At 69.8% G+C, this 12,748-nt stretch carries 12 protein-coding genes; 8 read left to right on the top strand and 4 right to left on the bottom strand.

Annotated features, from left to right (window positions below):
* Positions 1 to 10: 10 nt before the first annotated feature.
* Positions 11 to 1,297 carry an acetoin utilization protein AcuC gene (locus tag FK531_RS17240; RefSeq protein ID WP_142101516.1) on the bottom strand — a complete coding sequence of 429 codons (1,287 nt, stop codon included), beginning with the start codon at positions 1,295 to 1,297 and terminating at the stop codon, positions 11 to 13.
* A gap of 138 nt (positions 1,298 to 1,435) precedes the next feature.
* Between FK531_RS17240 and FK531_RS17235 the strand changes: the two genes are divergently transcribed.
* The 3 genes from FK531_RS17235 to FK531_RS17225 all read left to right on the top strand — a co-directional run bounded on the left by FK531_RS17235 (position 1,436) and on the right by FK531_RS17225 (position 4,258).
* Entirely contained in the window at positions 1,436 to 2,122 is a 687-nt protein-coding gene (locus FK531_RS17235; protein ID WP_142101956.1) for an iron-dependent transcriptional repressor DtxR, read from the top strand.
* A gap of 6 nt (positions 2,123 to 2,128) precedes the next feature.
* Entirely contained in the window at positions 2,129 to 3,127 is a 999-nt protein-coding gene (gene galE / locus FK531_RS17230) for a UDP-glucose 4-epimerase GalE (protein ID WP_142101513.1), read from the top strand.
* A gap of 123 nt (positions 3,128 to 3,250) precedes the next feature.
* Positions 3,251 to 4,258 (top strand): phosphatidylinositol-specific phospholipase C, encoded by a 1,008-nt coding sequence (locus FK531_RS17225; RefSeq protein WP_142101511.1) that lies wholly within the window; start codon positions 3,251 to 3,253, stop codon positions 4,256 to 4,258.
* A 23-nt stretch (positions 4,259 to 4,281) separates the two neighbouring features.
* On the opposite strand, the gene FK531_RS17220 is transcribed toward FK531_RS17225, so the two are convergent.
* Both FK531_RS17220 and FK531_RS17215 read right to left on the bottom strand, forming a co-directional pair.
* Positions 4,282 to 5,349 (bottom strand): DUF4192 domain-containing protein, encoded by a 1,068-nt coding sequence (locus FK531_RS17220; RefSeq protein WP_246098231.1) that lies wholly within the window; start codon positions 5,347 to 5,349, stop codon positions 4,282 to 4,284.
* A 113-nt stretch (positions 5,350 to 5,462) separates the two neighbouring features.
* Positions 5,463 to 6,176: a sensor domain-containing protein gene (locus tag FK531_RS17215; protein WP_246098230.1), complete on the bottom strand. Its 714-nt coding sequence runs from the start codon at positions 6,174 to 6,176 to the stop codon at positions 5,463 to 5,465.
* A 271-nt stretch (positions 6,177 to 6,447) separates the two neighbouring features.
* On the opposite strand from FK531_RS17215, the gene FK531_RS17210 reads away from it, so the two are divergent.
* Both FK531_RS17210 and FK531_RS17205 read left to right on the top strand, forming a co-directional pair.
* Complete coding sequence (locus FK531_RS17210) at positions 6,448 to 7,395, top strand: proteasome assembly chaperone family protein (RefSeq protein ID WP_142101509.1); 948 nt, start codon at positions 6,448 to 6,450, stop codon at positions 7,393 to 7,395.
* Positions 7,396 to 7,508: 113 nt separating this feature from the next.
* Positions 7,509 to 8,546 (top strand): alpha/beta fold hydrolase, encoded by a 1,038-nt coding sequence (locus tag FK531_RS17205; protein WP_142101507.1) that lies wholly within the window; start codon positions 7,509 to 7,511, stop codon positions 8,544 to 8,546.
* Positions 8,547 to 8,571: 25 nt separating this feature from the next.
* On the opposite strand, the gene FK531_RS17200 is transcribed toward FK531_RS17205, so the two are convergent.
* Positions 8,572 to 9,144, bottom strand: a complete 573-nt coding sequence (locus FK531_RS17200) for a TetR/AcrR family transcriptional regulator (RefSeq protein WP_181763003.1) — start codon at positions 9,142 to 9,144, stop codon at positions 8,572 to 8,574.
* A gap of 81 nt (positions 9,145 to 9,225) precedes the next feature.
* Between FK531_RS17200 and FK531_RS17195 the strand changes: the two genes are divergently transcribed.
* From FK531_RS17195 to FK531_RS17185, 3 genes are all read left to right on the top strand, one after another.
* Positions 9,226 to 9,594, top strand: a complete 369-nt coding sequence (locus tag FK531_RS17195) for a DUF4267 domain-containing protein (RefSeq protein ID WP_142101503.1) — start codon at positions 9,226 to 9,228, stop codon at positions 9,592 to 9,594.
* Positions 9,595 to 9,722: 128 nt separating this feature from the next.
* Positions 9,723 to 10,148, top strand: a complete 426-nt coding sequence (locus FK531_RS17190) for a cupin domain-containing protein (RefSeq protein ID WP_246098252.1) — start codon at positions 9,723 to 9,725, stop codon at positions 10,146 to 10,148.
* 40 nt (positions 10,149 to 10,188) lie between these two features.
* Positions 10,189 to 12,693 (top strand): DEAD/DEAH box helicase, encoded by a 2,505-nt coding sequence (locus FK531_RS17185; protein ID WP_142101501.1) that lies wholly within the window; start codon positions 10,189 to 10,191, stop codon positions 12,691 to 12,693.
* Positions 12,694 to 12,748: the final 55 nt, after the last annotated feature.

Genomic DNA, 12,748 nt, shown 5'->3' with positions numbered 1-12,748 from the left:
GCGGGCGGGGTCAGTCACGGGGATCCTCCGGGTCCATGCCGAGCAGTGGGTAGCACGCGCGGCGGGTCGCGACGATCGCCGCGTCGACCCGCACCAGCGCTCGGTCGAGCGTTTCCGTGCCGGTCTCGGGGGTGCCGCCGGGACCGTCCCAGGGCAGGTAGTCCGGCTGGACGCCGTCGCTCATCGTCAGGGGCAGCTCGACATTCGGCGCCATCGCGGCGACCCGGTCCCGCCATTGCACCGGGGTCGGCTGCGCGGGGTCGAGGTCGCGGTCGAGGGCAGTCGCGATCAGGTGGGTCCAGGCCCGCGGCACCACCCGCACCAGGCCGTACCCGCCGCCGCCGACGGCGATCCACCGGCCCTCGGCGTACCGGTCGGCGAGATCGCGCATGGCACGGAAGGCGGCCCGCTGGCCGTCCACGGTCAGGCTCAGGTCCGCGAGCGGATCCTCGCGGTGACTGTCCACGCCGCACTGACTGATCACGATCTGCGGCTTGAACGCCGCGACCGCCCCGGGCACTACCGCGTGAAAGGCCCTGAGCCACACCGAGTCCACCGTCCCCGGCAGCACCGGCAGGTTGACCGCGGTGCCCTCCCCCCGCCCCGATCCGACCTCGCTGGACCAGCCGGTGTTCGGCCACAGGGTCGCGGGATGCTGGTGGATCGAGACGGTGAGCACCCGCGGGTCGCCGAGGAAGGCGTGCTGGACGCCGTCACCGTGGTGGGCGTCGACGTCGATGTAGGCGATGCGGTCGAACCCGTTGTCCAGCAGCCAGGAAATGGCGATCGCGGCGTCGTTGTAGACGCAGAACCCGGAGGCCCAGTCCGCCATCGCGTGGTGCATCCCGCCGCCGATGCTGACGGCCCGGCGGGCCCGGCCCGAGGCGATCTCCCTGGCCGCGGCCAGTGAACCGCCGGCGAGGATCGCGCTGGCCTCGTGCATGCGCGGGAAGATCGGATTGTCCTCGCTGCCGAGTCCGTGCGGGGCCTGCTCGCCCTCGGCGCGGGCGTCGGCGAGGCCCTGCACCGGTCCGCTGCCGGCCGCCTTCACCGCGGCGATGTAGGCGGGGGTGTGGATGCGCAGCAGGTCGGTGTCGCTCGCGGGGTCGGGACGAACCACCTCCGCACCCTCGATCAGTCCGAGTCCGCGTGCCAGCGACATCGTCAGGTCGAGGCGGGTGGGATTCATCGGATGGTCGGCGCTCCACCGGTAGTCGAGATACTCGGGGCTCCACACGACGACTCCGTCGGCGCGGCGGCGCAGACCGTCGGGGGCGGGAGTGGACATCACGGCCATGGAACTCACGCTACTGGCGGGGGTGGGGAACGCGCGAGCCGCGGACGGTGTTGAGCGTTGTGAGGCGTCGTCGCGCGAGTGCCGCGCCGATTCGGCTGTGTATCTAGGTAGAATCATGCGAGACGAAGGGGCGTGAGCGTGAAGGATCTGGTCGACACCACGGAGATGTACCTCCGGACGATCTACGACCTTGAAGAAGAAGGCGTTGTTCCGCTGCGCGCTCGGATCGCCGAGCGACTCGAGCAGAGCGGACCGACCGTGAGCCAGACGGTGGCCCGGATGGAACGCGACGGACTGTTGCTGGTCGCCGGTGACCGGCACCTGGAGCTGACGGACAAGGGCCGTGACCTGGCGGTCGCGGTGATGCGCAAGCACCGGCTCGCCGAGCGACTGCTGGTCGACGTGATCGGCCTCGACTGGGACCAGGTGCACGCCGAGGCGTGCCGCTGGGAACACGTGATGAGCGAGGAGGTCGAGCGGCGTCTGGTCGAGGTGCTCGACAACCCGACGACCTCGCCGTACGGCAACCCGATTCCGGGGCTCGCGCAGTTGGGTCTCAAGCGCCCGACGGACAACGGCGAGACGCTGATCCGGCTCACCGACGTGCCCTCGGGCACGCCGACCGCGGTAGTGGTGCGCCGGCTGGCCGAACACGTGCAGTCCGATCCCGACGTCATCGGCCGACTCCGTGACGCGGGCGTCGTTCCGGATGCGCGCGTGACGGTCGAGACGAAGCCGGGCTGGGTGACCATCACCGCCTCCGGCCACAGCGGAATCGACCTGCCCGAGGAACTGGCCCACGCGGTCCAGGTCAAGCAGGTCTAGCGGCTCGTGCGACTTCTGGTCACCGGCGGCGCCGGTTATGTGGGCAGTGTGTGTGCGACCGTGCTGATCGAGCGCGGCCACGAGGTCGTCGTCGTGGACGACCTGTCGACGGGCAATGCGGATGCCGTTCCGGCGGGCGCGGAGTTCGTCGAGGGCGACGTCGCCGAGCTGGCAGGATCCGTACTGGGGAACGGCTCGTCCGGTCCCCGCTTCGACGGTGTGCTGCATTTCGCGGCGCAGTCGCTGGTCGGCGAGTCCGTCGTCGAGCCCGAAAAGTACTGGCGCGGAAATGTCGTCACCACACTTGCCCTGTTGGAGGCGATCCGGACGTCGGGCACGCCTCGACTGGTGTTCTCCTCGACTGCGGCGACGTACGGCGAACCGGAGCGGACCCCGATCACCGAGGACGACCCGACCCGGCCGACCAATCCGTACGGGGCCACCAAGCTCGCGATCGACCACGCCATCACCTCGTACGCCAACGCCTACGGACTGGCGGCGACCAGCCTGCGGTACTTCAACGTCGCGGGCGCCTACCGCGGCGCGGGCGAGAACCGTGTCGTGGAAACACATCTCATTCCGTTGGTGCTGCAGGTGGCGCTCGGGCAGCGCGAGCAGATCTCGGTGTTCGGCACCGACTGGCCGACCCCGGACGGCACCGCGGTGCGCGACTACATCCACGTCCTCGACCTGGCCGAGGCGCACCTGCTGGCGTTGACGCAGGCCACCGCCGGCGTCCACAGCATCTACAACCTGGGCAGCGGGGCCGGATTCAGTGTGCGCGAAGTCATTTCGGCGTGCCAGCGGGTGACCGGACTGCCGATCTCGGTGCAGGACGCTCCCCGCCGTGCGGGCGACCCGGCCGTACTGGTCGCGTCGAGCGAGAAGGCGATCGCCGAACTCGGCTGGCGGCCGCAGCGCACCGACCTGGACGTCATCGTGGCCGACGCCTGGACCTTCCTGCAGGATCTCGGTGACCGCTCGCACGCGGTCCGCCGCGACTGACCGCACTTCGAGCGAAAAGCGCCACCGGCCGCGGGTGGCATGGGATGCTGCGGACCGTTCACCGAGCGAGGTTCCGACCGCTCGGTGAACTGTCCGCGTCCCTCTCCGGCAAAGGTTCGTTCCATGGCACCCTCCCCCGTGCGCCGCGCCATCCTGATCGCGGCACTGCTGCTCGCCCCGCTGTCGCTCGCCGCACCGCAGGCCGTGGCCGCGTCCGCGGGTTCGACGGGGTCGGCAGGCTCCTCGGCGGGCGACCGTCTCGCCGGCGCGCACGACCCGGACTGGATGCGGCGACTGCCCGACGACGCGAGCCTGGCCTCGCTGTCCGTCCCCGGCACCCACGACACCATGACCGCCGGCGCCTCGATCGTCTCGCAAACCCAGGACGCCTCCCTGCCCTCGCAGTTGGATGCGGGGGTGCGCGCCCTCGACATCCGGACCCGGCACTTCCGGGACGCGTTCTCGATCCACCACGGCCCCGAATACCTGCACGCCAACTTCACCGACGTCGTCCGCGAGGTCGCCGACTTCCTCCGCGTGAATCCGACCGAGACCGTACTGATGCGACTCAAGAGCGAGGACACCGAGGCCGAGAACACCCGCTCGTACCAGGACACCCTGAACTGGTACCTCCACGACAATCCCGACACCCGCGACCTGTTGCGCGAGCACCTGTGGACCCCGCCCGCCGGGTACGACGGGTCGATCCCGACCCTCGGCCAGACCCGCGGCAGGATCGTCATCCTGCAGGACTTCTCGGCGACCACCGCCTACGGGCCGAAGTGGGGCGGCAACCGGATGGACATCCAGGACGACTACGTGCTGTCGGGCCTCGCCGACGTCCCGCGGAAGTGGGACGAGGCCCGCGCGCAGTTCGAGCGCGCCGGGGTCGGCTCGCCGAGCACGCTGTACGTCAACCACCTCAGCGCCACGGGCGTACCGGATCCCGGCGCCATCGTCAGCGGCGCGCTGCCCGTCACGATCGCCGACGGCGCGCTCGGCGTCACCGGGATGAACGCGCGGGCGGTGGACTACCTGGCGGGAGCGGACGGGCGCACAGGTGTCGTCATGACCGACTTCCCGACCGCCGCCCTGGTCGCGGAGATCATCGCGCACAACGACTTCCGCTGATCTGCGCGTGCGGGGCGCAACAGTCAGCACCGCACCGGCGGCGGCATCCGCACGCCGATCTGCCCGGCGACGTCCCGCCCGGTGGCCGCGAGCTCGCACACCGACTCGGGCCGGACTCCCGACTGCAGTGCGTCGTCGAGCAGGGCCGCGAGCCGGTGGTCCGGATCGGCGCCCAGCGCCGCCGCGAAGGCCACCCCTGCCATCGGACCGTCCCCGCGCGCGTAGGCGCTGAACCCGAGCAGCGCAGCAGCCTCCGCGCGGTCGCGGTCCGGAAGCGCACGGGCGAGCAGGATCCACAACTGTTCGGCGGCGTCGGCCTCGTCGGTGACCGCGAGGCAGAGCAGGGAGTCGCGAACGCGGACATCGGCCAGTGCGACGGCCAGATCGGCGACGTCGTCGTCGGTGGGTGCAACCGACGAGGCGAGGTCCGCGATCCGGCCGAGCACGAATTCGAGCCTCTCTCGCTGCGTCGCCGCGGCGGGCGCGCCGGCCCTGTCGTGGGCGCGGCCGATCAGGACGGCAAGGCGCTGCCGGTCGCGGACCGGGTCCGGTTCCAGGATCGCCTCGAGTTCCTCCCGGGAGCCCCTGATCGCCCTGCCGCTGAGCACCTGGGCGAGCGCCACCTCCGAGGCCTCCGGATCGGGCAGCACTCCACGTCGCATGTCGCCGAGCAGGCCGCGCCACCGCTGCCCCGCGGTGACCTGGGCGAGCACGTGCGCGCCGATCATCGGGATGCCGTGTTCGGCGAGGCCGGCGCCGAGTTCGTCGACCAGCGCGTTGTGGGTGCCGCGCCGGTTGGCGCGTTCGTCGACGACTACCGCGACCACCGAGTCGACCTCCTCGCGCCCGCAGACGTGCACTATCCGGTCCAGCGCGTCCCGGTCGGCCGAGCCGACCCCGCCGGACGGTAGGTCGTGCCGCATGACGGCGCGCACGAGCGATGGGTCGCCTCCGCCGAGGCAGACGACGACCAGCGAGCGGCGCGGCCAGAAGCCGAGCAGGGCGGGAATCGCCGCGATCAGGTCGCCGGGATCGCTGATCCGGACTGGGCCGTGCGCGTCGGGGAGCGAGTTCGAATGCATGGTTGCCATGCCCGAACACTGCAGCGGTCCACCGTCACCCCGGTGCGCCGCTCCTGGGCCGATCCGGGTGCCTGTGGATGAATCCGAACTCAGTCCACAGATCTCCGGTGGGGGTGGACATGTCAGGCCGCGTGGACCCGCTGCACCGCTTCGGTGAACACCTGGTCGAGGGTGGCCGAGTCCGGCTTCCCGTCACCGAACGACATGTAGGTGGCCGATATCCGCACGTCCGCGACCTGCCCGACGAGTGTGAGCATCGACTGCTTCACGGTCGCGCCGGCCTCGCCGGAGGTGACCGTCTGCCGCATCGCCATGGTGTCGTCCGCGTTGATCGGCGGGCCGGGCAGGATCTTGGTGGTGACGTGTGCGGTGGCGCCGTCCTTGGTGGTGGCCACCTCGAGGCACTGACCGATCTCCGCGGTCCTGGTGGCCAGTGGGCGATCGACCCGGGTCAGTTCGACGGTGACGGTGGCGCGCTTGTCGTTGTCCGTACCGACGATCATCGCGGTGGAATCCGGCCCGTAGTCCTGGGTGGGCGGCTTGCAGCCGGCCGGGTCGACCTTCGCGCCCGCGGGAATTCCGCCGAGGTCCGCGGCGGCCTGCGCGACGGCCTGGGGTGCCAGCACTATCGCCTGGTAGGGAGTCGGAAAGTCGGTGGGAGTGAGCAGCATCGAGTCCAGCGACGCGGAGATCCGTTCGGTCGTCGTGGACTGCCCCGCTCCGCCCGTCCCGTCGGCGGAGGCAGCGGGCTCCGCGACACCGGACACAGACGACGAGCACCCCGCGAGCGACAGGGTGAGCGCGGCGAGACCGGCGACCAGGGTGCGGCGATTCAACGTCAATCCTCCAGTGCTGACGGGGCGTGTCCGTCCACTGTGCCACCCCGCCGGTCATGGCTGCCGCAGGCCGAGTCGCGATGTCGGCGGACGTCGCGGGAACTTCCACGCCGGTCGGTGCGTTTCGCTGTCGGCACAATCATCGCGCGCCGGGAATGAACGCCACCGCACACCATGTTTTCCCAGTAACGAACAAGGGTGTGACGGGGTGCGCGCCCCCCTCGGCCGGTGAGGGACACTGGACGAGAACGAAGGATGTGAAGGGGTCACGATGGACGATCAGTCGAGGATGTACGAGCTGGAGTTCCCGGCGCCGCAGGTCTCTGCGCACGACGGCCGCGGCCCGGTGCTCGTGCACGGGCTGGAAGGTTTCTCCGACGCCGGTCACGCCGTCAAGCTGGCCACCACGCACCTGCGCGAGAGCCTCGAGTCCGAACTGGTGGCCTCGTTCGCGGTCGACGAGCTGATCGACTACCGCTCGCGTCGACCGTCGATGACCTTCAAGGCCGACCACTTCTCCGACTACGACGAGCCGGAGCTCAACCTCTACGCCCTCAAGGACACCGCCGGAACGCCGTTCCTGCTGCTCGCGGGGCTCGAGCCCGACCTGAAGTGGGAGCGGTTCACGACCGCGGTGCGGCTGCTCGCCGAGCAGCTCGGGGTGCGCCGCACCATCTCGCTCGGCGCCATCCCGATGGCCGTGCCGCACACCCGGCCGCTCGGGGTGACCGCGCACTCGTCCAACAAGGACCTGATCGGGGAGAACCAGAGCTGGTCGGGCGAACTGCAGATCCCCGGCAGCGCCTCCGCACTGCTCGAGCTGCGGATGGCGCAGCACGGGCACGAGTCGATGGGCTACTCGGTGCACGTGCCCCACTACCTCGCCCAGGCCGACTACCCGGCAGCGGCGGAGACCCTGCTCGAGAGCCTCGGCGAGATCGCCGACCTGCAGTTGCCGCTGGCAGCGCTCGGCGAGGCCGCCGCGCGGGTGCGCGAGCAGGTCGACGCACAGATCACCGGGAACGACGAGGTCCAGTCGGTGGTGCAGGCACTCGAGCGGCAGTACGACACCTACGTCGCTGCGCAGGAGCGGCAGTCCACGCTGCTGGCCAGTGACGCGGAGCTCCCCAGCGGCGACGAGCTGGGCGCCGAGTTCGAGAAGTTCCTCGCGGAGCTCGGTCAGGAAGGCGGCGACGGCGGCACCGAGCGAGGGCTGTGATTCCGTTTTACAGTTACCCCGCGCGTCAGGGACCCGAACTATACGATCGTCCAAATCATTAGCTCGGTGGGTCGGTCCGAGGACAGTCGGACCGACCGGCGACAGGAGTCGACATGAGTGCAGGACGAAAGCGCACCTTGCGCACGGTGCCCGACACCGAGCCCCGCCTCGTCTTCCGGACGATCCACGGCTACCGCAGGGCGGTCCGCATCGCGGGTGACGGACCTCCGCTGCTGCTCATCCACGGGATCGGCGACAACTCCTCGACCTGGAACGAGGTGATTCCGCACCTCGCGAAGAACTTCACCGTCATCGCCCCCGACCTGCTGGGGCACGGGCGCTCGGACAAGCCGCGGGCCGACTACTCGATCGCCGCCTACGCGAACGGCATGCGGGACCTGCTCACCGTCCTCGGATTCGACCGGGCCACGGTGGTCGGGCACTCCCTCGGCGGCGGGGTCGCACTGCAGTTCGCCTACCAGTTCCCGCAGATGATCGAGCGGCTGATCCTGGTCGCGCCCGGCGGGGTCACCAAGGACGTCAACCCGGCACTGCGGTTCGCCGCGCTGCCGATCGCCAACCAGGCACTGCGACTGCTGCAGATCCCGGGCTGTACCAGCGCCCTGGGGCTGGCGGGCAAGGTCGTCGACCAGCTGTACCGCGGCCCATTCAAGTCGATCGCGATCTTCCACGACGCTCCCGACCTGGTGCGGGTGCTCAGCGACCTGCCCGACCCGACCGCGCGCGATGCCTTCCTGCGCACCCTGCGGGCGGTCGTCGACTGGCGGGGCCAGGTGGTCACCATGCTGGACCGCTGTTACCTGACCGCCCGACTGCCGGTCCAGATCATCTGGGGCGACCGCGACGCGGTGATCCCGGTCAGCCACGCCTACCTCGCGCATTCGGCACTGCCGGACTCGCGAATCGAGATCTTCGAGGGCAGCGGCCACTTCCCGTTCCACGACGACCCGATCCGCTTCCTGCGGGCGGTCGAGGAGTTCATCGCCTCCACCAGCCCGATCGAGTTCGACGCGGCGGCCTGGCGACAGATGCTCATCGACGGCGTCGGCGAGGCACAGATCACCGGAACGACCGACACCCGCGAGGCGGTACTCGGCGCGATGGGGGCGGACGAGCGCAGCGCGACCTGACCGGCCGCTCGACCTCTCGAGCCGTTCAGCCGAACAGCCCGGCCAGGACCTCGATGCGCGCCGACCTGTTGTCCCGGTCCAGACTCAGGCGCTGCCCCTGCGTGAGCACGCACATCCCGTGTAGCGCACTCCAGAAGACCTCGGCCCTGGTCCCGGCGTTACCCGCATCCTCTCCGCCGACCGCCGACACCAGGACCGCGAACGCCTCGCGAAGCTCCGACGGCGTCGACTCGTCGGCGAACCGTACGCCCAACCGCATCGAGAACATGGCCTCGTACGTGGCCGGGTTCTCTTCGGCGAACCGCAGGTAGGCCTCGACGAACACCGCCAGCCGATCACCCTCGGCCTCGCCCTCCGTCGCCTCCTGCATGACTCGCGCGAAGTCGCGGAACCCGTCGAGCGCGACGGCGCTGACGATGCCGTCCCGGCCTTCCGGGAAGTGCCCGTAGAGCACGGGCGGGCTGTACTCGATCTCGTCGGCCAGCCGACGTGTCGTCACTGCCGGCCAGCCCTCGTCCTCGGCGATGCGGCGAGCGCAGTCGACGATCATCCGCTCGCGGTCCTGCCGCTCACGTTCCTTGCGTTCTCGAACACCCATGATCCAAATTCTATCACCGGTAGACTTTCGTTCATAGATATCCTATCGTCGATAGCAGTCCTACAAACGAAAGGCATTCGCATGCTGTACTGGATCGGACTCGTCATCACCTGGATCGGGGCGCTCGGCATCATCGGAATCGGCCTCGCCTACCTCGCCAAGAACGCCGGCAATGCCGCCGGGTTCGGCCTGCCCACCAGTCCCGCCCCCGACGCTCGGGGCTGGTGGCAGGTCAAGGGCATCCGCGACGTCACCACCGGCCTGCTGCTGATCGTCTTCACCTTCGCCGCACGCGATCAGCTCGCACTGCTGGTCCTCGTACTCGCTCTCATTCCGATCGGCGACATGCTCATCATCTTGACCAATGGAGGAAACCGTAAGACTGCGTTCGCAATTCACGGCGCAACCGCACTCGCGATGCTCGTCGCCGCCGGACTGCTCACTGCATGACCTCACTGCATGACCCGCACCCGACACCCACCGAGGAGACAGCAATGACCGACATGACGAACTCCAGCGAACATGCAGTGTCCGTCCCCGCCGGACACGCCGAGGTGGTCGGGAACGACGACGCCTCCATGCACCTGCTCTTCGACGCGTCCTCGACGGGCGGCGCGCTCAGTTCGCTCGAGGTCCGGCTCGGAGTCGGCGCGAACGGCGCCGCCCCGCACTTCCACACCAGGTCCTCCGAACTCTTCTACGTCGTCGAGGGCGAGCTACGAGTGCTGGCGGGCGACGAGATCACCACCGTCGGAGCGGGTGGGTCGCTGGTGGTGCCCAAGCTCATGCCGCACGCCTTCGGCGCCACCCCGGATTCGCCCGCCCGCGTCCTCATCGTGCTGACCCCGGGAGTCGAGCGGTTCGGGTACTTCCGACTGCTCGCCCGGATCCAGGCCGGCGAGGCGACCCTCGCGGAACTCGCGGCCGCGCAGGACGAGTACGACAACCACTTCGTCGACGCACCCCTGTGGTGGCAGGACCGGGGCGCAGCGGCCGCGGGCTGACCGCACACGCGGCGCCGACGACGACCGATAGCCTGTATCAGTGCTCCTCACCGACCTCGTCCCCGCCAGCCCCGATGCCGACTCGCTCTTCGACGCCTTCGCGGGGTGGGCGAGCGACCGCGGTCTGACGCTGTACCCCGCTCAGGAGGAGTCGCTGATCGAGGTCGTCTCCGGCGCCAACGTCATCCTGTCGACCCCCACCGGGTCCGGGAAGTCGATGGTCGCGATCGGCGCGCACTTCGCCGCGCTCGCGCAGGGCCGGCGCACCTTCTACACGGCCCCGATCAAGGCACTGGTGAGCGAGAAGTTCTTCGCCCTGTGCGAGGTGTTCGGCGCGGAGAACGTCGGGATGATGACCGGCGACGCCTCGGTGAACTCGTCCGCCCCAATCGTCTGCGCGACCGCCGAGATCGTGGCGAACCTGGCGCTGCGCCAGGGCGCGGACTCCGACATCGGCCAGGTCGTGATGGACGAGTTCCACTACTACTCGGAGCCGGACCGTGGCTGGGCCTGGCAGGTCCCGCTGATCGAGTTGCCGCATGCCCAGTTCCTGCTGATGTCGGCCACCCTCGGGGACGTGTCGTTCTTCCAGGAGGACCTGACCCGCCGGACCGGCAGGCCGACGACGGTGGTCGGCGGGACGGAAAGGCCCGTGCCGCTGACCTTCTCGTACGCGAAGACCCCGATCGGCGAGACCATCGAGGAGCTCGCGACCACCAACCAGGCCCCCGTGTACGTCGTGCACTTCACCCAGGCCGCGGCGCTCGAGCGAGCGCAGGCGCTGACCAGCGTGAACATGTCCTCCAAGGAGGAGAAGGCCGCGATCGCCGACGCACTCGGCGGGTTCCGGTTCACCACCGGGTTCGGAAAGACGCTCTCCCGCTTGGTCCGTCACGGGATCGGCGTGCACCACGCCGGGATGCTGCCCAAGTACCGGCGACTGATCGAGAAGCTCGCGCAGGACGGCCTGCTCAAGGTCATCTGCGGCACCGACACCCTCGGCGTCGGCATCAACGTGCCGATCCGCACGGTGCTGCTGACCGGACTGACCAAGTACGACGGCACCCGCACCCGGCACCTGCGGGCGCGCGAGTTCCACCAGATCGCGGGCCGCGCGGGCCGCGCCGGTTACGACACCATGGGCACGGTGGTGGTGCAGGCGCCCGAGCACGAGATCGAGAACTACCGCATGGTCGCCAGGGCGGGCGACGACCCGAAGAAGCTCAAGAAGATTCAGCGCAAGAAGGCACCGGAAGGCTTCGTGTCCTGGGGCGAGCCGACGTTCGAGCGCCTCGTCGCCGCCTCACCCGAACAGCTGGTCTCCCGCTTCCGGGTGTCGAACTCGATGCTGCTCAACGTGATCGCCCGGTCCGGCAACTGCTTCGACGCGATGCGGCACCTGCTGGAGGACTCGCACGAGTCGCGGCCGCAGCAGCGCAAGCACATCCTGCGGGCGATCGCGCTGTACCGCGGACTGCTCCAGGCGGGTGTCGTCGAGCAGCTCGACGCCCCCGACGCGGACGGCTCGTGGGCCCGCCTGACGATGGACCTGCAGCAGAACTTCGCGCTGAACCAGCCGCTGTCGCCGTTCGCGCTGGCCGCGATCGAGCTGCTCGACGCCGACGCCGTCACGTACGCGCTCGACGTGGTGTCGGTGATCGAATCCACGCTCGACGACCCACGGCAGATCCTGATGGCCCAGCAGCACGCTGCGCGCGGCGAAGCCGTGCAGCAGATGAAGGCCGACGGCATCGAGTACGAGGAGCGGATGGAGCTGCTCGAGGACGTCACCTGGCCGAAACCGTTGGAGGAATTGCTCTTCCCGGCGTTCGAGACGTACCGCGGCGGGCACCCGTGGGTGGCGGAGTTCGCGCTGTCCCCGAAGTCGGTGGTGCGCGACATGGTGGAGAAGGCGATGACCTTCGCCGAACTGGTCAGCCACTACGGGCTCGCGCGGTCGGAGGGCCTGGTGCTGCGCTACCTGGCCGACGCCTACCGGGCGCTGCGCCAGACGGTCCCCGACTCGGCGCGCACCGAGGAACTCGAGGACATCACCGAGTGGCTGGGCGAGCTGATCCGCCAGGTCGACTCGTCGCTGCTCGACGAGTGGGAGCAGCTGACCAACCCGGGCGCGGAGGGCGACGACCAACAGATCGCATTCGGCGCCGACATCCCGCGCCCCGTCTCGGCGAACACCCGCGCGTTCACGGTGATGATCCGCAACGCCATGTTCAAGCGGGTCGAACTGGCCTCCCGCCGGCGCTGGGACCTGCTCGCCGACCTCGGCGACGGACTCGACGCCGACGACTGGGCCGACCTGATGGAGCTGTACTTCGACGAGTACGACGAGGTCGGCACCGGACCGGATGCCCGTGGCCCGCAACTGTTCACCGTCTCGGTCGAGCCGGAACTGTGGCGGGTGCGTCAGACCCTCGCCGACCCGAACGGCGACCACGGCTGGGCACTGGTCGGGGAGGTGAACCTCGCCGAGTCCGACGCCTCCGGCGAGGTGGTCTTCGACGAGTTCGAGGTCGTCGAGGGGTAAGCGCGGCTGCGCCGCCTGTGCGCGCCGTTCACCCCGGCCGGGGTACTTCGCGCTC

The organism is Rhodococcus spelaei (assembly GCF_006704125.1).
GTDB classification, from domain to species: domain Bacteria; phylum Actinomycetota; class Actinomycetes; order Mycobacteriales; family Mycobacteriaceae; genus Rhodococcus_G; species Rhodococcus_G spelaei.
The sequence above is the reverse complement of the archived record's forward strand: the minus strand, read 5'-3'. Positions and strand labels throughout refer to the sequence as shown.

What these genes read in the sequence shown, in the direction of transcription:
- FK531_RS17225 (WP_142101511.1), top strand. Translation starts at nt 3,251, where the DNA reads ATGGCACCCTCCCCCGTGCGCCGCGCCATCCTGATCGCGGCACTGCTG.
- FK531_RS17205 (WP_142101507.1), top strand. Translation starts at nt 7,509, where the DNA reads ATGAGTGCAGGACGAAAGCGCACCTTGCGCACGGTGCCCGACACCGAG.
- FK531_RS17210 (WP_142101509.1), top strand. Translation starts at nt 6,448, where the DNA reads ATGGACGATCAGTCGAGGATGTACGAGCTGGAGTTCCCGGCGCCGCAG.
- FK531_RS17220 (WP_246098231.1), bottom strand. Translation starts at nt 5,349, where the DNA reads ATGGCAACCATGCATTCGAACTCGCTCCCCGACGCGCACGGCCCAGTC.
- FK531_RS17240 (WP_142101516.1), bottom strand. Translation starts at nt 1,297, where the DNA reads ATGGCCGTGATGTCCACTCCCGCCCCCGACGGTCTGCGCCGCCGCGCC.
- FK531_RS17195 (WP_142101503.1), top strand. Translation starts at nt 9,226, where the DNA reads ATGCTGTACTGGATCGGACTCGTCATCACCTGGATCGGGGCGCTCGGC.
- FK531_RS17190 (WP_246098252.1), top strand. Translation starts at nt 9,723, where the DNA reads ATGCACCTGCTCTTCGACGCGTCCTCGACGGGCGGCGCGCTCAGTTCG.
- FK531_RS17200 (WP_181763003.1), bottom strand. Translation starts at nt 9,144, where the DNA reads ATGGGTGTTCGAGAACGCAAGGAACGTGAGCGGCAGGACCGCGAGCGG.